Genomic DNA, 25,776 nt, shown 5'->3' with positions numbered 1-25,776 from the left:
CCATTCATTTTTGCTGAAAAAACTTTAATTTTCGGTACACTAGTCATGTTTTATTCTTTTCATCGGACTTCTATAACAATGACCCACGTACAACTGCAACAATTACAAAAACGACTTTGGAATATTGCCAATACTTTACGTGGCACCATGGGCGCCGATGAATTCCGTGATTACATTCTGGGCTTTATTTTCTTTAAATATTTATCAGAAAAATCGGTGAACTTTGCTAATGAATTGCTGGATGGCGAAGACCTCAGCTTTCTTGAGCTGGATGAAAGCAATTCTGAGCATGTGCCTTATATCGAAGAAATCAAAAAGAATGCCATTGCCGAAGTCGGTTATGCGCTCACACCCAAACAGCTATTCCATACCTTAGCCGAGCGTGGTCGTCAGGGCGAATTCATTCTGGATGATTTAACTGCGACCTTAAAATCGATTGAACAAAGCACGTTAGGCACTGACTCTGCCGATGACTTTGCCAACCTGTTTGAAGATTTGGATCTAAACTCGACCAAGCTCGGCAATAATGCCAGTGACCGTAATGCACTGGTGGCGAAAGTCCTCAGTCATTTAGATGACATTGATTTTGATATTTCCAATACCGAAGCCGATGTACTGGGGGATGCCTACGAGTACCTGATTGGTGAGTTTGCATCAGGCGCGGGCAAAAAAGCGGGGGAATTCTATACCCCACAAACGGTATCGACTTTATTGGCGAAAATTGTCACCCAAGGCAAAGACCGTTTACGCTCAGTCTATGACCCAACTTGCGGTTCAGGTTCTTTGTTGCTACGGGTAAAACGTGAAGTTAAAGATGTCGATATGATTTACGGTCAGGAGATGAACCGTACCACCTACAACTTGGCACGCATGAACATGATTCTGCATGATGTGCATTTTGCCAAGTTCGACATCAAGCAGGAAAATACTTTAACCCGTCCGCAGCATTTAGATAAAAAGTTTGATGCGGTGGTGGCGAATCCCCCATTTTCTGCAAAATGGTCTGCCGATCCGTTATTTTTACAAGATGAACGTTTTGCCGCGTATGGCAAACTGGCGCCAAGTTCTAAAGCCGATATGGCATTTGTACAGCACATGCTGTATCAACTGGATGACAATGGCACCATGGCGGTGGTGTTACCGCATGGCGTCTTGTTCCGTGGTTCGAGCGAGGGCGTGATTCGTCAGTATTTGATTGAACAGTTGAATGTGGTGGATGCGATTATTGGTCTACCCGCCAATATATTCTATGGCACGTCTATTCCGACCTGTATTTTGGTATTGAAGAAAAACCGTGAGCAGAGCGGCAATATTCTGTTTATTGATGCCAGCAATGATTTTGAAAAGCAGAAGAATCAAAACAAGTTATTGCCTGAGCATTTGGATAAGATTGTTGCGGCATTTGAAAAGCGTGAAAATATTGAAAAATATGCGCATGTGGCGACCTTGCAGGAAGTGAAAGATAACGATTACAACCTGAATATTCCGCGTTATGTGGATACCTTTGAAGCGGAAGCCGAGATTGATTTAGATGCGATTGCAAAACAGCTTCAAGCTTTGGAAGTAGAAAGCAAAAAGACTGATGCCGTGATTAATGGTTTCTGTGCCGAGCTTGGGATTGTTTCACCGTTTGCGGAGGTGAAGTAATGGCTGTGCCTAAATTACGTTTTAAAGAGTTTGATGGGGATTTAACAGAATCAAAACTTGTTGAATTAACTTTATGGGCTTCAGGTGGTACACCAGCAAAAGATATTCCTGAATATTGGGGTGATGATATTCCATTGATTAGTGGTGCTTCCATGCACACAAATCAGCTTTATGAATCTGATGTAAAGATTACTAGGTTAGGTCTACAGAAAGGTTCCAAATTAGCACCAAAAGATTCAATTTTAATTTTGGTGAGAGGAAGCATGTTGTTTAATAAAATACCTATGGGAATTACATTAGGTGATGTCGCTTTTAATCAGGATGTAAAATGCATTCGCCCGAAACAGGAAGTTGCCCCACAATTTTTGTTCCAATGGTTACATGCTAAAGAAAATACTATTCAAAATAAGGTAACTGCTACAGGTATTGGTGCTGGAAAACTGGATACTGCTGACCTACAAAACCTTAAGTTATATAAACCATCCTCAGAAGAACAAACCAAAATTGCCTCTTTCCTTTCTGCAGTGGATGAAAAGATTAGCCAACTCACCCAAAAACACGAACTACTTAGCCAGTATAAACAAGGCATGATGCAAAAGCTGTTTAGTCAACATATTCGTTTTAAAGCGGATGATGGGAGTGAGTTTGGGGAGTGGGAAAATAAGGCTTTAAATACTCTTTGTTCTAGAAGTTATCAAGGTATTAATACAGTCGCTGACAAGGTTGAATACCAGCAATCTGGTTATCCTATTTTACAAGCTAAGCATATCACTAGTGAAAAATTGGATTTAGTAGATGTTCGATATTTATCGGACTTAGACTATGAAAAGTATAAAGAAAAGTATATTCCGAATGTTAATGATATCCTTTTTTCAAACATTGGAACAATTGGTAAGGTTGTTTTAGTTGATGCTAAGAATCCTTTTTTTATTGCGTGGAATATTTTTCTCATCACACCCAAAGAAACTTTAATTACACCTCTATATTTGTCTTCATATTTAAGATGGCTTACTGCACTAAATTATTTTGATAATTTACAGACAGGCAATGCAACTAAATTTATTAATAAAACAGATTTATTGGCTACCGTAATTAATCTTCCTTGCCTAGCAGAACAAACTAAAATCGCCAATTTCTTATCTGCCATTGACCAAAAAATTGAAGTGGTGGCACAGCAAATTGAACAAGCCAAAACTTGGAAAAAGGGCTTGTTGCAGCAGATGTTTGTCTAGGGGGAAGTTATGGCAAGTTGGCTAGTAACCGTGAATTATGCTGAGTTTGATTTAGAAGCAGCTTATGATGCTTTGCCGCAGATTTATTGGAAGAATTCAGCCACTAGTGAAGGTAAAGGGTTACAAATCAATGATATTGTTCATGTATATGTGACCCAACCCATCTCAAAGGTGATGTATCAATTCAAAGTTATTGGACATGCGGAAAACTCAGAATACCCAGTAGCACAGAAAGTATTTTGGTCGGATAAAAAGAAAATTGAAAGTTATCTAGGTGGATACTCTATTTTTGAAAAGTTAAACAAAGTGGATAAATCCACTTTGTCTTTTGAATATTTCAAACAGGAAAACTTAATTCCTGATGCTCCTATTCAAGGCCGTCGCACAGATCGAGATAAAGCTTCAAATGATCCAATCCGCATTTTTTTAACTCATATTTTTAATGAGTTTAAAACTGATAGTGTGAATACCGACTATCCAGATGAAGCAGGTTTAGAAAATGAAACCTTTCCTGAAGGAGCTAAGCAAATGGTTTTAGTGAATAAATATGAGCGTAACCCTGAAGCAAGGGCTAAATGTATAGAAATTCATGGAACACGTTGTTATGTCTGTGGCTTAAGCTTTGAACATATGTATGGCTCATTTGCTAAAGATTTCATCCACGTACATCATCTTAAGCCTTTGAACACGATTGGCGAAGAGTATGAAGTAGATCCTAAAGAGGATCTTCGACCTGTATGCCCGAACTGTCATGCCATGCTCCATAAAACCGAAAATGGTATTCCAATGACAATTAAGAGATTAAAACTCTTATATAGCGTTTCTTTGAGTAATCCGCTTAGACAAACATTTGAAGAATAAATAATTCGAGATTTTTAATGCAGCTTTATCAAACCCAAGCACAGTCATTAGTAGAACTTACAGAAGATCCTTTTCGTTTGGAAAGAGAAATTCAAAGCCTGTTTGAAAGCAATCTTTACAGTTTTACAGGTCTGGAATTCATCAAGTCTGAATTCACCATTAAAAATAACCGTATTGATACACTGGCTTTCGATCCCGAAAGTCAGGCCTTCGTAATTATCGAATACAAGCGTGAACGCAATTATAGCGTGATTGATCAAGGCGTTTCTTATCTGAATCTGATGCTCGACTATAAGGCAGATTTTATCGTTGAGTACAATGAGAGCCAGAGCAAACAGCTTAAACGTCAGGATGTGGATTGGTCACAGAGCCGAATCATCTTTGTTTCACCGAGCTTTACCGACTTTCAAAAGCAGTCTACCAACTTTAAAGATTTAGGCATTGAGCTGTGGGAAATCAAACGTTATCAAGGCGGAATTGTTTCAGTCAATCCATTGCAGAAAGCCAAATCAGCGCCTTCAATCAAGCAAGTGCAAAAAATTGAGTCAGAACAAATTCAAAAGATTGCTAAAGAAATTCAGCAATATGATGAAGAACATCATTTAGGTGATAAATCTGATGATATTAGAGAGTTATATGAAAGATTCAGGGATTCTATTTTGAATCTTTCTCCAAACTTTGAACTAAATATTAAAAAAGTCTATATAGCCTTTCAAATTAACAATAAAAATCTAGTCTATTTCTCAATCAGGAAAAATCAAATCAAGATCTATTTGAATAGAAAGTACAGTGAAATAGATGATCCTAAAGGATTAGTCAAAGATATGACAGGAGTTGACCATCATGGAAGTGGTGATTGTGAAATTGTAGTTATAGATACAGAAAATCTAGAATATTTACTAAGCCTGATCAAACAACTTCTGAAGTAACATCTATGCTGTTAGAAACTAAAATCAAATATTTTGAGTCATTACTTGAATCGGCTAAAAAATTTAAAAAAAAGCCTCGAGAAAAAACTTTTTTCGATACTGCGATTCGTAACCATTTCGAAAATCCCACCACTGAATTGCTTGAATTTTTCTTAAACCCTCAAGAATTCCATGAGTTGGGAGAGGTGTTCTGGAAAGGCTTTAGTGATGTTGTTGTAGGAGTTAGCACTCTAGAGAATTCTAGTTTAGGTCAAATGGAAAACTTGGAGCGAGAATGCGTTACACAAAACAGTAATCGTATCGACCTAATGATTGATACCGATACGCATCTCATTTTACTGGAAGCTAAAATTTACCATCATCAAAACAATCCATTTGATGACTATGTGAAATATGCTCAAACACGCTCAAAAGACAAAACTATCCTTGGCTTGATACTCAGCATCTCTGGTAAAAGTGAAGCCAAAAATTGGCACGGTATTTCCTACCAACAATTGGTGAATGCTGTCCGACCTTACCTTGCAGAACAAATGATGGCGAATCCCATGAATAAATGGAATTTGTTTGCACGTGAGTTTTTGCTGCATCTTGAAAGTTATTATCGTACACAGAAACTAGATATGAACCGTATCCAATTTATTTTTGATCATTATCAAGAAATACAAGAGTTACAAAAGTTGAAAACTAATACTATTCAAGAAGTTGTCGATAGTATCAGTCAGCTTCTTAATCAATCCATTGATGGTTATATCTCTAGAAACAAATATGAATCATGGGGAGGGATTCGTTTTTATAACGATGCGTGGAATAACCTGACAAATAACACTTTATACATTTATGAAAATCAAGGCGAGACAATCTTTGGGGTGAATACTTATATTTTGAATTTACCAGAAGAATTAGAGGAGCAAGCATTTTCTATTTTGAAATGCAACGATGATTCACGCTACCTCAACTGGAAAATTGAAAAATATAAAGGTGGTGCTGAACGCTGGTTATGTATCTATTGGCGTGCACCTGAAAATAATTTTGAAGCGATTCGAGATTTGATTTTGGAGAAAGCAAGTTTGTTAGATGTGATTGAAAAAACTTTAAGATAAATCAGTATATTGAATATAAAGCGAATAAGAATTTAGAGAGTAGAGGGTGAAATGACAGTACAAAGCGAATATCAACTTGAAAATGAACTGATTAGCCAACTCAAGCAATTGGGATATGCCTCCGTCACGCTCAAGGACGAAAGCCAACTACTGTCTAACCTGAAAACCCAGATTGAACGTGCCAATGGACTAGCGCCTCTGTCAGAAACTGAATGGAAACAGGTCATCAGTTTTTTAAATACGGGCACAGTATTTGAGCGCGCCAAAAATCTGCGTGATCTGTTCCCAGTCAAATTTGATGATGGAACCAGTAAACACCTTTTTTTCCTGTCTGATGATCCTAGCAAAAACATCTATCAGGTGACCAATCAAATCACCATCGACCACCGTGACTATAATGGCAGAACCAGCCGTTTTGATGTCACGCTCTTGGTCAATGGTTTGCCTTTGGTACAGATCGAGCTGAAAAAACGCGGCATGGAAATTGCCGAAGCTTTCAATCAGACCCAACGCTATATTCGTGAAACCTACTGGGCAGGGCAAGGGCTATTTGGTTTTATTCAGCTTTTTGTGATTAGTAATGGCGCAAATACCCGTTATTACTCAAACGGTACAACAGGCATCGAGTTTGCCTTTCCATGGGCGGATGTCCATAACAAACACATCAATGAAATTGTCGACTTTGCCGAAGCATTTTTAAATCAGCAGCATCTGACCCAAATGTTGACCCAGTACATGGTGCTGCTAGAAACCACCAAAAGCCTAATGGTGCTGCGTCCCTATCAGGTTTATGCGGTACAGAAAATTGTGGAGCATGTGCAAAACTCCGATGAGAACGGCTATATCTGGCATACTACAGGTTCAGGTAAAACCCTGACCTCATTTAAAGCCAGTCAGATCATCATGCAAATGCCCGATGTGGAAAAAGTCTTGTTTGTGGTAGATCGTAATGACCTCGATACGCAAACCTCACGCGAATTTAATGCTTTTAAAGCCGACAGCGTAGACAGCACCGATAACACATCGACCTTGGTGAAACAGCTGGATCAACGCCACGACAAACTGATTGTGACCACCATCCAAAAACTCAATCGAGCCATCAGTACCGACCGTTATTTAGAATCGATTGATTATCTTAAAAATAAAAAAGTGGTGTTTATTTTTGATGAATGTCATCGCAGTCAATTTGGTGAGACTCATCAGAACATCAAAAAATTCTTCAGCAATGCACAAATGTTTGGTTTTACCGGTACGCCTATTTTTGAAAAGAACAGCCAAAGCAAAGCAGGTTTAAAACTCACCACAGACTACCTGTTTAATGAGTGTTTGCATAAATACGTGATTGTAGATGCGATCCGTGACCGTAACGTCTTGCAGTTCCAGATTGATTATCGGGGCAAATACACCGCCAAAGGCATGGCGACGAATGAAAGTTATGAGGAAGATGTAGAAGGCATCGATACCAAAGAACTGTATGACAACCCGCAACGCCTAGAAATGATTGCCCGCTACATTGTCAATATCCACGATACCAAAACCCGTAATCGTGAATTTACCGCAATGTTCTGTGTCAGTTCGGTCGAAACACTGACCCAATATTACGACATCTTTGAAAAAGTGCAGGCTGAAAAACGAATTGAAGATGAAGCACAAGGTCGGATATTTAAGCCATTGACCATTGCCACCATCTTTTCCTACGCTGCAAATGAGGCTGTACCGACTGATGACTTAAATGGCTTGATTGATGAAGAAGCCGCAGATATTCCAAGTCAGGTCAATTCATCCAGTCGGGATAAGCTGGATCGCTACATTGCCAATTACAACCGACAGTTTAAAACCAACTACAATTCAGGTGATCAATTTTATGCGTACTACCGCGACATTGCACAGCGCGTAAAAAACAGACAGATTGATATTCTAATCGTGGTCAATATGTTCCTCACGGGCTTTGACTCTAAGCCGTTAAATACCTTGTATGTCGATAAAAACCTAAAATATCATGGCTTGATTCAAGCATTCTCACGCACCAACCGTGTCTATAACGATAAGAAGCCATTTGGAAACATTATCTGCTTCCGTAACCTGAAACGTGCGACAGATGAAGCACTGGCGCTATTTTCCAATAAAGATGCGCAAAAGGTGGTACTGGTTCCAAGCTTTGAGGAAATTAAGCAGGATTATGATGCTGCTGTTCAGAAGTTGCTCAAGATCACGCCTGATTATCAAAGCGTGGATGATCTCATGACAGAAGATCAGCAGTTGGAGTTTATTAAGGCCTTCCGTGAAGTGATGCGTTATAACGCTCAGCTGCAAACCTTTATCGAATACGATCAGAACCAGACCGCTTTAGATAAACAGCACTTTGCCAATTTTGCTTCCAAGTATGCTGACTTATGTCGTGATGTACGCAAGACTACGAAAAAAGAAAAAGTCTCTGTACTGGATGATGTCGATTTCCAATTGGATCTGCTACATAGTGACCGGATCAATGTGGGCTATATTATCAATTTGCTGCAAATGGCTCTGGATAGCGGGGATGAGGCCAAACGCAAGAAATACGAAGCACAGATACATGATCTAATTGGTAATGAAGTTACCTTGCATGACAAGCAGGAACTGATTCAGAAGTTCATTGAAGAAAACATGCCGAAGATGATCAATGGACAAAGTGTCCAGAGCACTTTTGCTGCTTTCTGGGATGCGGAGAAAGAACAAGCCTATCAGTACCTCTGCCAAGAGGAAAACTTGAAGCCTGAAGCAATGAGAACTGTTCTGGAAAACTACGAATTTACAAAGCGTTTACCAAGGAAAGAAGAGCTAAAGGATTTACCAAACTATAAGGTTAAGCTGTTTGAGCGGGAGAACGTGTTTAGCAATTTGCTGGTCAAGACCCAGAAACTGATTGAAAAGTTTTATGTGGGGTTTTAAATTGCTAAAGAAGTAAAGCACTTGGTGGTGCTTTATATCCTTGGGTGTGCATTTATTTTAACCTTTCTAAGACGGTAGTAGAGAACGGTTGCCAATAGTTCCATGAACGATATTTTTGATCAAAACGGCCACCACCTTCATTCCGCCATTGCTTTAGTATCGTAATGATTTCGGAGTTATAAATACAACTCACGGATATCGATTTGGTCATTTGAAACTTAAAGTGGAACAAATGAAATAGATCAACAAGGGGTAAATAAGGGTAATCACTTTATTAAATTTATAAGAAATTTTAATGGGTTAAATTATGAATTATGCTGCCACCATCTCTGTAATAGGTATATATGTAAAATACCCTTAGCTGATAATAACAACAGTGAACGCTTTTATCAGTTAATGGCTCAGGTCATACCAGATTGGGAAAAATCAAGAAGCAATTGGATGGTAGGGCGAATCGGTTTTTTGGTATAAAAGTAGAGTTTTAAATATTTTTTATTTCCTTTAAGATCATTAAATTAAAAAATTCATTTTACTAAATGGTCTTTATAAATAGGTAGATTTGTGCAGAAAACTGAGGAGTCAATACTCCATAATTTAAAAATTAATGATTGGTTGGAAAGTCTTCAGAATTACTACCTTAGAACAGATGGGCCATATGGGACTACAAAACTGACTTCATTGGATGTCACTCCCGCTGGTCTTGCTGCGGCAGTTGGTGTTGAGAATTTTTCAGATGAGACAGTGCTTCAAGCCTTCATGTCATTATTTACCAGAAATTCTGTACAAATAGTATTGGGGCAAAAAAATCATGTATATAGTGGTCTTTATGCATATAACAATTTTCATTACCTTGTTCTTTCTTGTGTGGTTGCTGCTACTACGACCAACGCAGGTGATAGTAAACAATATAGGGAACGCTTAGGTACATTGCTAGATGATGGTAAAGGAGCAGAGCAAAAAGTCGATGGTGTAAATAACCTATGGAAAGCTTTAGCTATTTGGATTAATAAAAAAGATGATTTATATCGAGAAATAGTTCTTCCTGAACCAGGTAGCTGGACTTTAATTGGGTATGCAGCAAAATTAGCATATCCTTCTAGAAAGGATCGAGCTGATCTAAAAAAAATTCTCAAAGAATTACCCGATAAGGCATTGGATAATCAAAATATTTTATTGAATTATTTAAAGAGTTGGTCTTATTGTCTTCCTGAGCGCATGAGCGAAGACTTAGCTGATTTATTACGATGTTATCGTAATAATCAATCTTTAGAAACACATCATTTTTGGCACTTAATTGAAACTATTCTCGTTGAAATTTCTAGAGAATCACCTAGACACTTCACATTGTTGTGGTCTATTTCAGTGAGTTTTAGCGGGTGGGATGGTGATGAACTAGATGAAGTATTTATATCAAAAGGTAACAGACGATCAGATTTAGAAAACTCTTTTTGGCATGGGACTTTTAGCCAATTACTGAAAGAGTATGGAACACCTCCTCAAATTAAAAAGCTTTTAGATTCAGGCTGTCTTATTTTGTGTGAAAGTTATGGAGGTTTATGGACACAAGATGATAGAAGGCCTCAAAAAAATCAAAGCACTATTATTTTAAGTTCTTCTGAAAAAATCGTAAGAGAATTCAAAAAGCCATTAAAGCTAGGTCATAGATGGTATTGTTCAGAACGAATGTCATTTAATTCAGCATTACGTATTACTGCTGGAAAGGGTGTTTCTGAGTCGAATCATAAAAATACTGATTTAAGAATCGAAGGTGGTATTCCTATTGGGAGAGGGAAGTGGCTTTCTCGACCAGCGAACCGCCCATTGATCTAAAAAAACTACATGCAAAAATCGGTGAGCAGGCATTAGAAATTGATTTTTTAGAAGGTGTGTTGAAGAAACTGGGCCGCTTCAACCACAAAAGTTAATCGACGACTCACTTCAGATTTCAGTATCTAAGCAAGCTAAGCTACTGAAAGTCTCCCGTGGTTGTTATTACTATCGCCCAAAACCTGTGAGTGCATCAGATCTGAAGCTGATGCGCTGTATTGATGGATGGTAAAGGTCGTTGGGTTGATAATGTGATGATTGAACGATTATGGCGGAGCGTTAAATACGAGGAGGTTTATCTCAAAGCCTACAGCAATGTTTTTGATGCGAAAAAGCAATTAAATGCCTATTTTGAATTTTATAATTTGAAACGACCTCATTCGAGTCTGGACAAAATGACTCCAGATGAGTTTTACTATGACCAGCTACCACAACAAAATAAGGTAGCTTAACTAGAGCAGAATATCACTTATAAATAAGCTTTTAGTTGTTCAAACAAGTGGGACCACCTCTATAAAACACTAATCAATGTACAGGCTATCTTCAGTAAGCAAAGAGATAAAGATACCTACAGTTGGAAAGCGATATCAATTTCATAAAAATAAGCCACTCTATCTGAGTGGCTTATTTCATTTTAAATATATTTTATAGCTTTTGAGTTTTTGGGAATCTCTTTAGTTTCATCAATTTCAGGGAATCTTATCCGTAAGAAAGATTCATTTGAAAAAGTGACAAAACCGATACCCCATAAAGGGTGTTGTACTGAATTTTGATGTATGGCAGAACCATCTGATACATCTGATACATCTGATACATCTGATACATCTGATACATCTGATACATCTGATACATCTGATACATCTGATACATCTGATACATCTGATACATCTGATACATCTGATACATCTGATACATCTGATACATCTGATACATGTAACTGATTATTAGTTGAGATTCATCTTAAAACTGGCTTAATTGCAGTGGGGTTAATTTATTAAAAATAATTCTTGTTCCATCGTGGGATATTGAAAAAAACTAGGATCTATAACTTTTTAATATCTAAAAATCATTGTTTTAGAAAAAAATCTCACCTTTTTCAATATCAGAATATTTTAAGTTTTGGATCACCCTACCGCAAAACAACTCACGGTTGCACTAACTGCTCAGCTTCCACTTTTTTCATATCAAATTCAGGACTTTCCTTCGCATGAATAATTTGTACTGGAATAAAACGCACCTGTACCATACTTGGTTTGCCTCTTGGGTCTTGTTTTAATTTCTGATTCAAATCTGAAATTTGCTGTGTTTGAGGAGCAAGATCACCACGTAAAACTACCCGAACCAAAGTCATGTCACTACGACGGTCAAACTGTACCGTATCAATTAAATTGTTATGCTGATTCAATTGTTCAGCAATGGTCGTTTCTATATGGTTTTCATAAATTTGCTTATTGAGCATAAAAAGAAAATTAAATGTTAAATAAACTCCTAAACCCAATAAAAAAATCAAACTCATTGCATTTCTTTTTATGAATTCCAATACATTACTCTGTACTTCTTCATCTGAACCACGTCTAAAACCAGCCATCCACAATACAAGTGAAGAACTAATTTGTATGGCAACAATATTGGTCATAGCCAATAATGCCGCATTGGCCGCATGTTTCCATTCCAAATGGGCCAATAAAATACCACTCGCCACCAAAGGTGGAACCAAAGCTGTTGCGACCGCAACCCCAACCACAGCCACCGACAGACGTGGAGAAACTGCGGCAAAAGCACCCGCTGCACCGCCAGCGAGCGCAATCATCAAATCCATAATGGTAGGTTGAGTGCGAGATAAAATTTCATGGGTAATAGGAAGATTAATATTGATTAAACCCAACACCACACCAATCACAACAATCATAACCACGCCAAGCACCAAGGTTTTGAATGCTGTTTTAAACAACAACCAACGGTTATCAATAAAAGCTAGCGCAATCCCGGATATTGGCCCAAGCATCATTGCTACTAACATTGCACCAATCACTACTGCAGCAGAATTTGACAATAAGCCATAACCTGCAATAACAGCAGCCAAAGCATTCATAATAAAAAAGGTTTTACTTGGCAGCGCATCGGCCTGAATATTCAGACGCACCTGTTTATGATCAATTTTCTTGGAGTTTTCTCTGGCCGCTTGTTTATATTTGAGTTTTTCCTTGAGCAACTCGTATTTTACTTGTTCAGGGCCATCATCTACCACAATGGTTGCTTCTTGATCTTTATCCATCTTCTTCCTCGGTTAGGCTAAGCAGGTATAACCTTAAGATTCCAGCTCAGCCGTAGAACGTGTGCAGTTACGCCCACTGTGTTTTGCTTCATACAACTTATTGTCAGCTATCTCCAAAACTTCAGAGACATCTAGTGCGTCTTTAGGCCAGAAAGAAATGCCTATAGAGATCGTGATTTGCCCCATGTCATGAATAGTGCTTTCCTGCATGGTTTTGCGCAGACGCTCTGCGGCTTTATACGCCACACTTGGCTCGCCTGTGATCATTAATACAACAAACTCTTCACCACCACTGCGGCAACAAATATCATGCTCTCTGAAATTATCTTGCATAAATCGTGCAAGTGTCTGCAACACTAAATCACCTTTAGCATGCCCATATTGATCATTGACCCTTTTAAAGAAATCAATATCTATGGCTAAGGCTGCAAATTCAGTCCGCGTATCAATTAATTCATTTAAAAAAATTGCATACCACGACGATTATACAAACCTGTCAGTGGGTCTGTATTTACATGTTGCTTTAATTCTGAAATTCGGTGACTAAACGTTTCAGAACTGAGCAACATTGACGTTCTAAACTTTAAAACCTCAAAATACCAAGGATCGACCTCTTTAATTTTATCTTGAATATCTGGCTGATTCAGCATACTTGCCATTCTAGCCAAACGATTCAGTGGTGAAGCAATAAAATTAGAAATCCACCAAATCAAGATAAAAATAAATAAGTAGAAAATAAAAATACCCAAAGATACTTTTAAAATTAAAGTATTTGCTTTAGCAAACAATTCATCTGTAGGCTGTTGAGATATTACTGTCCAGTTCACACTTGGGATATGTGCAAAACCTGCTAAGTTATCAACACCTCGACTATTCACCAATCTTATAGAACCACTTTTATTTTTTCTTATATAGCCCAAACCAGTATTATTGACAATTTTATCACCAATACGTTTTTCATCTGGATGGAAAATAATTCGATCGTGTTGATCAACAACATACATATAGCTATTTTTATAATCATACTGATTAGACAGCATTTCATTGAGTACATTTTTTTTATGTAAATGAATAATACCACTAATCAGTCCTAAATATTGATTATTTTTCCCATGTATCGGCTTTGACATCATAATTACAAGGTTGTTATTCACCGACCAATATGGAGAGGAAATATAAGTTTTCTTTTTTTGTAAAGATTCAATAATCCCTTCAGTACCATAAGTCTGTTGAAAACTTAACCCCAAACTACTTGGTGAATAGGCTAACATTTGTTGTTTAGCGCTAACCAATAAAATACTATTGAAATTATCAGACTGGTTTTTTAAACGAGAGACTTCGTTATATTTTAAAACGGGGTTATTTAAATCTTTTTCTAACTGCGCTGCACTATATTCTAATTCTTTAAGCATATCGCTAAAATGCTGATCTGCACTAAGAGCAATTTTTTCAGCATATTTTTCATTTACAGAAAGAGAGTTTTGAATAAGTTGCTGTTTAATGACATAATTTAAAATAAATACACTAACAACAAATAAACCCGACACGCTCAAAATTGTCGAGATCAAAATGAGTTTACGAAGATTTAATTTTAAAGATAAAAGCAAGTCCTTCAACAGCGCAGACCTCTAACTTCAAAGAGCGTGAATATTTTTAACTTTATCATACAATACTGTCGAATTAAGCATGTTTTTTGAGCTGTATGAAGAGTTTAATACTATTTTCCCCTACTTTGCATCAATCACACAAATTGGATAATTCCCTGGATTTTGCCCACCACCTAAATCCAAACACGTATCGGTGTAACTAAATTTTTGCCACGCGCTTCCTAAGAAAAAACCTAAGATTAAACGTAAGCGTCCGCTGAACCCCATGCCTATTTTTTAATTTGAGTTGGATTTCCAGCGATGTGGTAGTAATTCTTCTATTTGGGTCGCTTTATGCGTCGGCAGCCTTTTCAGCACATCACTGAGATAGGCATACGGATCCAACCCATTCAGCTTTGCTGACTGGATTAAAGTCATGATATTTGCCGCTCGCTGTCCACTGCGCAGCGAACCTGCAAACAACCAGTTCTTACGGCCCAATGCCCAGGGGCGCATTGAGTTCTCTGCCCAGTTATTGTCAATGGGTAGATTGCCATCATCCAGATAGCGGCTTAAGGCTGGCCAACGCTTCAGACTGTAATTGATGGCCTTGGCAGTGGTTGAACTCGATGGAACCGTCGGATGATGTTGAGTGAGTTTAGTCAACAATTGGGTGAATTGATTGAGATCTTCTTCTGTTTTGATTCCTTTAGCAAATTCTGCAGCAAGGTCTTTTAGTTTTTGTTCGTTCATCATGTTGCCTGACTCCGTTGTGAATATGAACATAGCAAATTCAGGCAATTACACAATTTAATTTACAGTCTCATTTTTGTCCGAGCTACCGTACAAGCTTTGCTAAATACCTAATACCACCTGATATGGTTTAAATCCTTCTAGCACTGCATCGGAGACTAACTTGATAAAGGCTTCGGTTTTTCCGTAAGCCATCCACTGATCAAGAGCCTCATAGTAAGCCAAACGATTTTCTACTGTAATAACACAAGGTGGATAACCAGCTTTAAGTAATTCTAGATTCATCAATAGGCGTGATGTACGCCCATTACCATCAATGAAGGGATGGATACCTACAAAATCCGCATGTACTTTAGCAGCACGTTCAATAGGATGAAGCTTATGTGCTTCACTATTATACCAATCTACCAATTGAGCCATCTTATCATTTAACAAAGTATAGTCAGGTGGGGTAGTGGTAGCACCTGATATCAGGACGTTTTGTTGACGATAACGTCCAGCATTATCATCATCAATATTCTTTAAAATGAGTTGATGGATATTACGAATTTGCCATTCAGAAAAAGGTTCTTCTTTTCGAATAATATCTTCAACATAGTAAATTGCATTTCTATGGTTGATCGCTTCGAAGTGTTCTCTTAATGCCTTTCCACCAACAGTAATACCCTCCAGTACTACTTTTGTTTCTAGTAGAGTAAGTGTATTACCTTCAATTGCATTTGAATGATAAGTCCAGCGAAGAATAAGGTCTTCTTGTAAATTTTTTACAATTGAATGAGAGAGGGGGCGATGTTGATCTAATTTTTTCTTTAAATCATCGATAGTTTCAAACATTACCTTATCCCTGAATTTGTCTTAGTTGATCATACATGAAAAAATAAAGATCAGAAATGTAGTGATATATCATTACATTTTGTATGAGTTTTAAAAGTGGTAAGTGGACTGCTCCAAGTATTCTAGACACGAGACAGCTTCATTTCGGAAACACATTATTGTTCATTTCACCCACGCATCTATGGCATGTTGTAGATGACCAGTTTTGACATAAAGCGTTGCGCCTGATGGACCTGCCTGAAATTTAGCAGCACTATTGAGGGGAAGACGGACCCACGAACCTGCTGGATATATTTCAGTGCCGCAAAATAATTGACCTTTAATAATGAACAATTCAATCCCTTGTTCTGATTTCTCTACGAAAATTTGATCAGGTTCTAGCTTTTCTAAATAGGTCTGCTCATGTTCAGATTGAAATAGCGGGCATATCATCCGACGTTGGGTAAGCTTCTAATTCGCTAAGTCATTGGTGTTAATCCGGGTTGGTTCTCTCTCATGTTCAGTCATTTGCATCAGTTTCACAAAGATTAAACAACCTGCTTTACTGGAAACCCGATGAGTTGAATGATGGAGGTTACGTAAATACCAGCCTACCGGATAATCATCTTCAGCATTCTCGGTAAAAATGCCTGACAATATGAGGACTTCTTCACCCAAAGGATGTTGATGTTCAGGAAAGGCAGATTCTGGTGCGTATTTCACAAGGCTAGTTGCACGTGCTTTCTCATCGCCAATACGATCAAGCATCATTCTATCGACTTCACCTCCTGGAGATTTCACCCAATGGTAATCTTCTGGTTTGATGATGACGGGTTGTGAGAAGTCGGCATGAATAAACATAATGCTGTCCTGTAATGAAGAAACCTAAGTATTTTAACGAGAATGCATAGGTTTATTTTAAAAGAAATAGCGATTAGTTAGCTCACTGTTTCAGAAAAGATAAGCATGTTAATAGCAGATATTACTCACTAAGCTATGAAATATTAATATTTTAGAGTTTAATCAACTGTGCTTTGTTTTTACATCAATGAGGAATGGCATGAAATATCAACCGCCTTATACGATCACCTCTAAAATTATTCACTTGATTGCACAAATTAGTGAATCAATAGGGCGTTTGACTGCATTAACCCAAATCCAAGATAGCCTTAAATTGCGAAAAGCCAATCGTATTCGAACGATTCAAGGGTCTTTAGCAATTGAAGGGAATACCTTGAGTACAGAGCAAATCACCGCAATCCTGAATGGCAAGACCGTTATCGCTCCACCTAAAGAAGTGCAAGAGGTACGTAATGCCCTAAAGGCATATGAAGAAATTCAAGATTGGAATCCTGATCAAGAATCGCATTTGCTTAAAGCACATCAAATATTGATGACAGGACTGATTGATGAGGTTGGACAGTATCGCCATAGTGGTGTGGGTGTGATGTCAGGGGATCGGGTCGTGCATATGGCTCCGCCTGCGAATCAAGTTCACCGTTTAATGGGAGAATTATTGCATTGGTTGGCTGAGGGTAATGAGCATCCATTAATTCAGAGTTCAGTATTTCATTATGAATTTGAGTTTATACACCCATTTGCTGATGGCAATGGGCGGATGGGGCGTTTATGGCAAACTTTAATCTTAAGCCAGTGGAATCCAATTTTTCTCAATATCCCTGTAGAAAGCTTGATTTATCAAAACCAAAAAGCTTATTACGATGCATTGCAAGCGAGCACAGATCGCTCAGATTCTGCACCTTTTATTGAGTTTATTTTGCAGATGATTCTAGATGCAATACTTAGTTCTGATGCCAGCGATCAATATACCGCTCAAGCTAGCGTACAAGTTAGCGATCAAGTTAAACGTCTCATCCAGAATATGGAGCAGAAAGCATATAGCTTAACTGAGCTTATGGCTCTATTAGACTTGTCCCATCGAGCCACATTCCAAAAAAATTATTTAACTCCAGCATTAGAAGCAGGTGTGATTGAACGTACCCTTCCTGATAAGCCTAAGAGTCCTAAGCAAAAGTACAAATTAAAAAATTGAACTATACTGAGGTTGATGTGATTATTAATATCATAATGAGCTAATTGAAATGTTATAACATTGCATTTATTTTTAGGTGTAATTTTCTGCTATAATGCCGTACGCCACTTCAAATCCTGAATTCGGATTTGAACAAGATTTTAAAGTGATTCAATGCACTAAATCTAATATGGGTCAAAATTGGGTCAATGAATTTTTTTATTCAATAAAAGAGCTTTAAAATGAATGAGTTAGGTTTTGAGTTCAATTGACGCCACCTCCACCAAAATTCTTTTTATAAATCAGCCGCTTATTTAAGTGGCTTTTTTATTGCCTAAATTTTATAAGCAATTTAAAAGAGCAAATCAAAACTAGAACGAATACGCTCAATTAATAAATGTTTCGACTCTGACAAATGGGTATTTTTGCGGACCATCAATTGGGTCTGAGCCGTGTTGCACAGCTCGGAATCAATAGTTAAGGCAACGGCCTGACCTTCTTTAACCGCATCTGCGATATCTGCATAGCGCATGGCGGAAATCCCATGTCCAGCCACCACATAATTTTTTAAGGCATAAATAGAAGTGGTGGTCAGACCAATATTCAGGTTCACTTGTAAGCGCACCATTTCACTGTCGAGTAGCTGACGGAAACCATGCCCTACGGGTATTAAGGCAAATTTATAGTCTGAAATTTCGGAAAGACAAATGCGATGCTTGAGCTTGGCAAGAGGAGGACCGGCAGGAACAGCCAGAATAAAAGGTTCTGTTTTATGGGCAATGGTGCTGATGTCTGTATGAAATGGAGGATTATACGCCAGTCCAATATGCGCCAGGCTGTCCACAATATGTCGTACCACATGCTGGGCACTCATTAATTCTAACTGGATTTCAAGATTTGGATATTTATAATGCACATGTCGAAGTACATCATAAATCATGTGTTGCATATAACTTTCACTTGAAACAATGTTCACTTTGCCGAGTTGAGAAGATTGCAGCTGAAATAAACTATCAAATAATTCATTTTCACGATTTTTATTTTCCTTGAAATACTCAAGTACCAGATAGGCGGCTTCAGTCGGAATAATATGCCGACCCTTACGTTTGAACAGGTTTATTTTTAATTCTGATTCAAAGAGTTGAATTTGTCGGCTCATGGCGGACTGTTCAATATTCAGGATATCTGCCGCTTTGCACATCGAGCCAAACATCATCACCGTATAGAAATAACGCAAACGCTTTTCATTGATTCCGTTCAGTGGCGCAAGGAATTGCAAGTTTCTGTCCATAAAAACTCTGATGCTTTTAAAGCATCAGTATGCTAAATAAATTACATTGTTATCAAGTCAGGAGCATGCTTACATGGATTTTGAACAATAAGAAGATCTAGATAAAAAGGAGTTTTAGATGGATTTAATAACTTCCCGTCAACAACGGTTAGACCAGATTTACAAGAAAGTAAGCTGGCGGCTACTGCCATTTTTATTGCTGTGTTATTTCTTTGCTTATCTGGACCGGATCAATATCGGATTTGCCAAGTTACAAATGCAGCAGGAGCTGGGCTTTAACGATGCAATTTATGGCATGGCAGCCGGCATATTCTTTTTAGGTTATGTGCTGTTTGAAGTACCAACCAACCTGTATTTTGAAAAAGTCGGCGCCAGAAAAACCATTACCCGTATCATGATTTTGTGGGGCCTGACCTCCATGTCGATGCTGTTTGTCACCACCCCACAAATGTTTTATATCTTGCGCTTTTTGTTGGGTGTATTCGAAGCCGGTTTTGCCCCGGGCATGATTTTCTATCTGACCTATTGGTATTCCGGTGCACGCATGGCACGTGTGATGGTGATTGTTATGCTGGCTGGGCCGCTCGCTGGCATGTTAGGTGCGCCGTTATCGACGCAAATTATGAGTACTTTCCATCAGATTTATAATCTTTCTGGCTGGCAATGGTTATTTTTATTAGAAGCTGTGCTAACCGTGCTATTGGGTTGCGTAGCGTACTTTTATTTGACCGATCATCCTTCACAAGCAAAATGGCTGTCTCAAGAGGACAAAGCCTTATTGGTGAAAGAAATTTCCCAACATCAGTCTGCCACTGGTCATAGTAATTTTAAAGCGGTATTAAAGGATCCCTGGATTTATTTCATGGCCTTGGCCTACTTCACCATTATCTGTGGGATCTATGCGATTGGCTTCTGGCTACCATCTTTACTGAAGTCGGGCGGTATCCAGAATTTGCAGATGATTGGCTGGCTGGTGGCGATTCCATATTTATGCGGCGCAATTTTCATGATCATTTTTGCCCGCAGCTCGGACAAATGGCAGGAACGGAAATGGCATTGTGTAGTGCCTACGGTATTGGCCGGAGTCAGTCTGATGTTGTCGGTGATCAGTGCGAATTTCCTGCTGTCCTTTATTGCGATCTGTACCGCAACGGCCTTTATGTTTAGTGCCTATACCATTTTCTGGTCGATTCCATCGAAATACTTAAGCGGTAGTGCGGCAGCAGGCGGAATTGCCCTGATTAACAGTATTGGATTACTCGGTGGTTTTGTCAGTCCAAATATTATGGGCATGGCACAGTCAATGACCGGTTCCATGCTGGCAGGCTGGTTCACGATTGCTGTGATCATGATGCTCGGTGGCGCTTTCCTGATTTATGCCTTCAGACTGAAAAAGCAAGTTGTTCCCGAGCAAGTAACACGCGCTGCCTTAATTGTCGATAAATAATCAATACGTAGCATAGGAAGGATTCAGGATATGAAGAAAATCATCATTGCGGGCTTTCAACATGAAACCAATACCTTTGCCCCGACCAAAGCAAGCTACGTCGATTTTGTCCAGGGTGGGGGATTTCCGCCGCTCAGCCGCGGCGCAGATGTCCTGAAATTTTGGGAACAGAACATTCCGATTGGCGGTTTTATTCAACAAGCAGAACAATTCGGGTATCAACTTTTACCGGTGATCTGGGCTGGAACTTCACCTTCAGCGCATGTAGAGCAGGACACTTACCAGCGGATCTGTGATGAAATTATTGCAAGCATCCAGCAGCATCCGGCAGATGCGGTGTATCTGGATCTGCATGGTGCTATGGTCAGTGAACAGGTGGATGATGGTGAAGGCGAATTGTTAAGACGGGTTCGTGAAGCAGTTGGGCCGGATATTCCGGTAATTGCCAGTCTGGATTTCCATGCCAATGTCACGCAAGCGATGTTTGCCCATAGTGATGTGCTGATTTGCTATCGGACCTATCCGCATGTAGATATGGCCCAAACCGGACAACGTTGCGCTCAAGTGTTGGATCAAATATTCCGGGGTAAAAAGCTGCATAAGCAAATGTATAAGCTGCCGTTTTTGATTGCGCTGAATGCACAATGTACCGAGCTGGAACCTACCCAATCATGCATGAATTTACTGGAACAGCTAGAGCAAAATAATTCTGTCCAGATGAATTTCACGCCGGGTTTTCCGGCGGCAGATTTTGAGGAATGTGGTGGTTGTATCTGGGGTTATAGTGAAAACGTTGAGCAGTTAGATCAGGCCATGCAACGCTATATCGCCCATGTGCTGCAACAAGAAACGCATTGGAATATGGATTTTTTATCACCCGATCATGCCGTGCTGCAGGCACTTCAACTTTATCAACAGCATCATTCGACCAAACCTGTGGTGATTGCAGATACTCAGGATAATCCGGGAGCCGGTGGTGATTCGAATACGACCGGGATGTTATCGGCGCTACATCGGCATCAGGTTAAAAATGGATTGATTGGCCTCATCGTAGATCCTGCGGTGGTGCAACAAGCATATCAGCTTGGGCTTGGTCAGCATTTTTATGCGCAACTGGGCGGAACATCGGGTATTGCGGGGGATGCTCCATTTAGCGCTAAATTTAAAATCAAAGCCTATAGCGATGGAAAATTCAGCTATGGCGGACCCATGATGCATGGCGTCGAGGCGGATATCGGCCCGAGTGTATTACTGGAAATAGACGGTATTGAAATTGCAGTCAGTTCCTATAAAGCTCAGTTGCTCGATCGTAATATGTTTAGAATTTTTGGTATTGTGCCTGAAGATAAAACGATTGTCGTAGTGAAAAGCTCGGTACATTTTCGTGCAGATTTTCAGGACATGGCTGCTGCCATTTTGGTCGCGAAAGCGCCTGGTGCCATGAAAGCAGACCCGAATGATCTGCCTTGGCAAAAGATTGATCCTGATAGACGACTCGTGCCGATGGGCAAAAGTCTGGCGCAACGTGATCAGCCATTGCGTCGTACGGTCTAACATTTAACTAATATCCAATTAAAACACCCAAGCGATTGAACAGGCGAGCTCTATCATGATCTAGCCTGTTTTTTAATGAAAGCTCCCATTCCTTGAACTCAAGAGAAATTTAATACAATTTTCTGTTACCTGATCCCGTGTCTGGATCTGTTATTGATTAAATTCACTGACACCGACTTAAGCTAGCTCATAAAAGTGGACAGGAACTCAACATTCTTTTCAAACTCAATAAAATACCTATAATTCCAATTAGAAACTTGTTGTAAATTAAACCTTAGGGGAAAAAATAAATACAGTTTTGACTTTCTTATTTTAAATTAGACGAATCAACCGGAGATTCTCATTGCGCGCTGCCCGCTATAAAATTTTGCTCGTTATCGTATTGCTACTGGCAGTAGGGTTTGCTCTATTTCGCTGGTGGCAGGGGCCAGTGGTGCCCAGTTATACGCTGAGTGCCATGCCGCTAGTACAAAATGTTGTTGCGACCGGACGTGTTGCGACAGTATCACGTGCCCAGGTAGGCAGTGAAATTAGTGCTGTGGTTCTGCAACGTCTGGTGCAGGAAGGCGATCAGGTTAAACCGGGTGATCTGCTAGTGGTATTGAAGTCGGATGAATTGCTGGCCCAAGTCAGACAGGCTGAGCTGGCATTGACTGAATTGGCAAGCAGCCGACGGCCACAGGCTGCAGCAGAACTGGCCAGTGCCAAAGCCCAGTTGGAGCAGGCCAGCCGAGAAGCAGCACGTAGACGTAATGCAGAAGCCGGCATCCTGTCGAGGGAAGAAGTCGAACAGGCTGTGGAAGCGGAACGAGTCGCGCGCAATAATTATGAGACAGCCCGGGTAAAAGCAACAGCATTGGCTGCGGGTCAAGTCGAAGAAGCATTGCTTCGGGAACAGCTGGCGGTGGCACAGGCTCAACTGGCCAAAACTAAGATTCGGGCTGCAGTCGCCGGTACAGTGCTGACACGCGATGTCGAACCGGGTGATCTGGTTCAGCCAGGACAGACTTTATTTACCATTGCATTAACGGGGAACACAGAAATCCGGGTACCCCTGGATGAGCGGAATTTACCGCAACTGGCCTTACAGCAAAATGCTACCGTGATTAGCGATGCCTATCCGGATCAGTCTTTCCCGGCCCGGATTAACTTTATTGCACCAAGTATCGACCCACAGCGAGGTACGGTAGAAGTCAGACTTACTGTCAATCCCGTGCCAGATTTTTTGCGTCAGGACATGACGGTATCGGTGAATGTCGAGACGGCCAAACGAGCACGGGCACTGGCGATTCCGAATGATGCTTTAAGCAGTATTAAGGGAGATAAAGCCGTGGTCTTCATGGGACGTGATGGAAAAATACAGCGTCAGCAGATTACTTTAGGCTTGCGTGGCCTGGCCATGTCAGAAGTGAAATCCGGCCTGAGCGAGGGCGATCAGGTGCTGGCAGATGGCGAATCTTCATTGGAGGATGGCACCAGAGTTCGCTTAAAACCACAACTGAGTTCATTACAGAATTCTGCTGATATGGCCAATAGTAAAAATGAATTACCGGTGAACTTCGATTGAAAAATTTATTCGGGCGGCTCTGGATCGAATGGAAAATCGCGGTCAGTTTTTTGCGTGAGGGTTGCGCGCAGTCCATCATGATCACCATCGGGGTCGCCGTGGGCGTGGCAGTAATCGTCTTTATCACCGCTTTGATTCAGGGGCTACAAGCCAATATTGTCGAACGAACCTTAGGCACACAGGCGCATATTCGCCTGTTGTCACCCGATGAAGTTAACCAGATTGTGCCGTCTCCCGCCGGGACCGTGCAATTATTGCAGGAAGATAAACGGGCACAGCGGTTGCGTTCGATCAACAATTGGCAGCAGATTACCGAAACGCTGGACCAGTTACCCGTACTGACAGCTGTCTCGCCGGTGGTGTCTGGACCGGCCTTTGTACAACGCGGTGATGCGATTGAATCCGTGGCCTTGGTCGGGATGAATCTGGAGCGTTATCAGCAGATCATTCCATTAAAAGAATATTTAATCAGTGGTCAGTTGCGGGTCGGCGCGGATGATGTGCTGATTGGCAGTCAACTGGCCAAAGACCTCGGTGTTCAGGTCGGCAGCAAGTTGCGACTGGATACTGGTCAACAAAATAGTGCTTTGGTGAATATTGCCGGTATTTTTGAACTGGGTGTGCGCGAACTGGATGCGCGTTATGTCTATCTGGATCTCAAGCAGGCACAGTCCTTACTCGGCCTGCCAGGCGGGGTAACGGTGATTGACCTAACCATTGCCAATATTTTTGAAGCAGACCAGGTTGCCGCACAAGTCGGACGCCTGACCTCATTAAAAGCCGAAAGCTGGATTGAAACCAATGCCCAACTGATGAATGCCATTACCGCACAAAGCCTGTCCACCAATATGATTATTGTCTTTGTCGCAATTTCGGTGGCTTTCGGGATTGCCAGCGTCATGTCAGTTAGTGTGGTGCAGCGCACCCGGGAAATTGGTATTTTGCGGGCGACAGGTGCAACCCAATCGCAAATCCTGCGAGTTTTTCTGTTTCAGGGCGCAATCTTTGGCTTACTTGGTTCAGTTCTGGGCAGCATAGTCAGTTATGGCCTGGTGTGGGTATTTAATAATTTTGGTCCGGGATTATTCTATATTCCGATATCGATTGAACTGGTGATTTTGGCATTATTGTTGGCGACATTAACAGGCGTACTGGCTGCAGCGGTGCCATCACGTCGGGCCGCGGCACTCGATCCAGTGGAGGCGATTCGTCATGTCTGAGCAATCTCAGGAAGTTCTGCGTCTGGAAGCGCTACGCAAGTCTTATAACATTGGACAGCCCAATGAAGTTGAGGTTTTGCATGGCATTGACCTGCGCATTGATCGCAACGACTTTGCTGCACTTATTGGCCCTTCCGGTTCTGGAAAAAGTACCTTACTGAATATTCTGGGACTGCTGGATAAACCAACGAGTGGCGAGCTGTATTTGTTGGGACAACCTACCAGTGCGATGGATGATACCGGCCGTACGGCGCTGCGCGGCAACAGCATCGGATTTGTATTTCAGTTTCACCATCTGATTCAGGCCTTTAGTGCACTGGATAATATTCTCATGCCTTTAATGATGGCGCATGGCAAACCGAATCAGCAGGCAATGCAACGCGCACGTGATTTACTGGCGGCAGTGGGACTGGAAAAATTTGCCGAGCGTAAACCGAATGAATTGTCCGGAGGACAGCAGCAGCGGGTGGCCATTGCTCGGGCCTTGATTACTGAGCCGGCATTATTATTGGCCGATGAACCGACAGGTAATCTGGACACCCAGACCGCGGCTGATATGTTTGAACTGTTTCGTAAAGTGCATCGTGAACGCGACTGCGCCGTACTTTTAGTCACGCATGATCCGCGCCTGTCTGCCACTTGTGATCGTACCATCAATCTGGTCGATGGCCGGATTGAAAGTGATTCGAGCAATTCTCCTCAAGATTAAGCTGT

At 40.5% G+C, this 25,776-nt stretch carries 16 protein-coding genes and 6 pseudogenes; 15 read left to right on the top strand and 7 right to left on the bottom strand.

What is annotated here, in order from left to right:
* Window positions 1–78 precede the first annotated feature (78 nt).
* The 9 genes and pseudogenes from H0S56_RS10800 to H0S56_RS10765 all read left to right on the top strand — a co-directional run.
* The gene (locus tag H0S56_RS10800) at window positions 79–1,647 is read left to right on the top strand and encodes a type I restriction-modification system subunit M (protein WP_195725048.1); all 1,569 of its coding nucleotides are present in this window, start codon (window positions 79–81) and stop codon (window positions 1,645–1,647) included.
* A pseudogene (locus tag H0S56_RS14525) lies at window positions 1,647–2,144 on the top strand (restriction endonuclease subunit S); the annotation flags it as partial. The gene H0S56_RS10800 and the pseudogene H0S56_RS14525, both read left to right, overlap by 1 nt.
* Window positions 2,127–2,879: pseudogene (locus tag H0S56_RS14520) on the top strand (restriction endonuclease subunit S); the annotation flags it as partial. The pseudogenes H0S56_RS14525 and H0S56_RS14520, both read left to right, overlap by 18 nt.
* Before the next feature lie 9 nt (window positions 2,880–2,888).
* Window positions 2,889–3,740: an HNH endonuclease gene (locus H0S56_RS10790; protein WP_195725046.1), complete on the top strand. Its 852-nt coding sequence runs from the start codon at window positions 2,889–2,891 to the stop codon at window positions 3,738–3,740.
* A 17-nt stretch (window positions 3,741–3,757) separates the two neighbouring features.
* Complete coding sequence (locus H0S56_RS10785; RefSeq protein ID WP_168398652.1) at window positions 3,758–4,669, top strand: DUF5655 domain-containing protein; 912 nt, start codon at window positions 3,758–3,760, stop codon at window positions 4,667–4,669.
* A 5-nt stretch (window positions 4,670–4,674) separates the two neighbouring features.
* Window positions 4,675–5,769 carry a PD-(D/E)XK nuclease family protein gene (locus tag H0S56_RS10780; protein ID WP_195725045.1) on the top strand — a complete coding sequence of 365 codons (1,095 nt, stop codon included), beginning with the start codon at window positions 4,675–4,677 and terminating at the stop codon, window positions 5,767–5,769.
* 51 nt (window positions 5,770–5,820) lie between these two features.
* Entirely contained in the window at window positions 5,821–8,697 is a 2,877-nt protein-coding gene (locus H0S56_RS10775; protein ID WP_195725044.1) for a type I restriction endonuclease subunit R, read from the top strand.
* Window positions 8,698–9,258: 561 nt separating this feature from the next.
* Window positions 9,259–10,527 carry a hypothetical protein gene (locus H0S56_RS10770; protein WP_195725043.1) on the top strand — a complete coding sequence of 423 codons (1,269 nt, stop codon included), beginning with the start codon at window positions 9,259–9,261 and terminating at the stop codon, window positions 10,525–10,527.
* Window positions 10,506–10,976 (top strand): annotated as a pseudogene (locus H0S56_RS10765) (integrase core domain-containing protein); the annotation flags it as partial. The gene H0S56_RS10770 and the pseudogene H0S56_RS10765, both read left to right, overlap by 22 nt.
* Before the next feature lie 247 nt (window positions 10,977–11,223).
* Here H0S56_RS10765 and H0S56_RS10760 read toward each other — a convergent pair.
* From H0S56_RS10760 to H0S56_RS14355, 6 genes and pseudogenes are all read right to left on the bottom strand, one after another.
* Window positions 11,224–11,457 carry a hypothetical protein gene (locus H0S56_RS10760; protein WP_195725042.1) on the bottom strand — a complete coding sequence of 78 codons (234 nt, stop codon included), beginning with the start codon at window positions 11,455–11,457 and terminating at the stop codon, window positions 11,224–11,226.
* A gap of 211 nt (window positions 11,458–11,668) precedes the next feature.
* Complete coding sequence (locus H0S56_RS10755) at window positions 11,669–12,799, bottom strand: DUF389 domain-containing protein (RefSeq protein ID WP_195725041.1); 1,131 nt, start codon at window positions 12,797–12,799, stop codon at window positions 11,669–11,671.
* Between the two features lie 33 nt (window positions 12,800–12,832).
* Window positions 12,833–14,415: pseudogene (locus H0S56_RS10750) on the bottom strand (sensor domain-containing diguanylate cyclase).
* A gap of 267 nt (window positions 14,416–14,682) precedes the next feature.
* A pseudogene (locus H0S56_RS10745) lies at window positions 14,683–15,129 on the bottom strand (IS66 family transposase); the annotation flags it as partial.
* A gap of 111 nt (window positions 15,130–15,240) precedes the next feature.
* On the bottom strand, window positions 15,241–15,972 hold the full coding sequence (locus H0S56_RS10740) for a Fic family protein (protein WP_180096838.1): 732 nt from the start codon (window positions 15,970–15,972) through the stop codon (window positions 15,241–15,243).
* 162 nt (window positions 15,973–16,134) lie between these two features.
* Window positions 16,135–16,812 (bottom strand): annotated as a pseudogene (locus tag H0S56_RS14355) (cupin domain-containing protein).
* Window positions 16,813–17,011: 199 nt separating this feature from the next.
* On the opposite strand from H0S56_RS14355, the gene H0S56_RS10725 reads away from it, so the two are divergent.
* Window positions 17,012–18,004, top strand: coding sequence for a Fic family protein (locus H0S56_RS10725; RefSeq protein ID WP_195725040.1), 993 nt, complete (start codon window positions 17,012–17,014; stop codon window positions 18,002–18,004).
* Between the two features lie 331 nt (window positions 18,005–18,335).
* Here the strand turns inward: H0S56_RS10725 and H0S56_RS10720 are convergent, their stop codons facing one another.
* Window positions 18,336–19,274 (bottom strand): LysR family transcriptional regulator, encoded by a 939-nt coding sequence (locus tag H0S56_RS10720; RefSeq protein ID WP_195725039.1) that lies wholly within the window; start codon window positions 19,272–19,274, stop codon window positions 18,336–18,338.
* A gap of 118 nt (window positions 19,275–19,392) precedes the next feature.
* On the opposite strand from H0S56_RS10720, the gene H0S56_RS10715 reads away from it, so the two are divergent.
* The 5 genes from H0S56_RS10715 (at window position 19,393) to H0S56_RS10695 (ending at window position 25,771) form a co-directional block, all read left to right on the top strand.
* Complete coding sequence (locus H0S56_RS10715; RefSeq protein WP_195725038.1) at window positions 19,393–20,721, top strand: MFS transporter; 1,329 nt, start codon at window positions 19,393–19,395, stop codon at window positions 20,719–20,721.
* A gap of 30 nt (window positions 20,722–20,751) precedes the next feature.
* Entirely contained in the window at window positions 20,752–22,275 is a 1,524-nt protein-coding gene (locus H0S56_RS10710; protein ID WP_195725037.1) for a M81 family metallopeptidase, read from the top strand.
* Window positions 22,276–22,618: 343 nt separating this feature from the next.
* Entirely contained in the window at window positions 22,619–23,842 is a 1,224-nt protein-coding gene (locus H0S56_RS10705) for an efflux RND transporter periplasmic adaptor subunit (RefSeq protein WP_195725036.1), read from the top strand.
* Window positions 23,839–25,062, top strand: a complete 1,224-nt coding sequence (locus H0S56_RS10700; protein ID WP_121980078.1) for an ABC transporter permease — start codon at window positions 23,839–23,841, stop codon at window positions 25,060–25,062. Before H0S56_RS10705 ends, H0S56_RS10700 begins: the two co-directional genes overlap by 4 nt.
* Complete coding sequence (locus H0S56_RS10695) at window positions 25,055–25,771, top strand: ABC transporter ATP-binding protein (protein WP_004646198.1); 717 nt, start codon at window positions 25,055–25,057, stop codon at window positions 25,769–25,771. Before H0S56_RS10700 ends, H0S56_RS10695 begins: the two co-directional genes overlap by 8 nt.
* Window positions 25,772–25,776 lie beyond the last annotated feature (5 nt).

The organism is Acinetobacter lwoffii (genome assembly GCF_015602705.1).
Classification (GTDB): domain Bacteria; phylum Pseudomonadota; class Gammaproteobacteria; order Pseudomonadales; family Moraxellaceae; genus Acinetobacter; species Acinetobacter lwoffii_E.
This window is presented reverse-complemented; position numbering and strand designations above follow the sequence as displayed.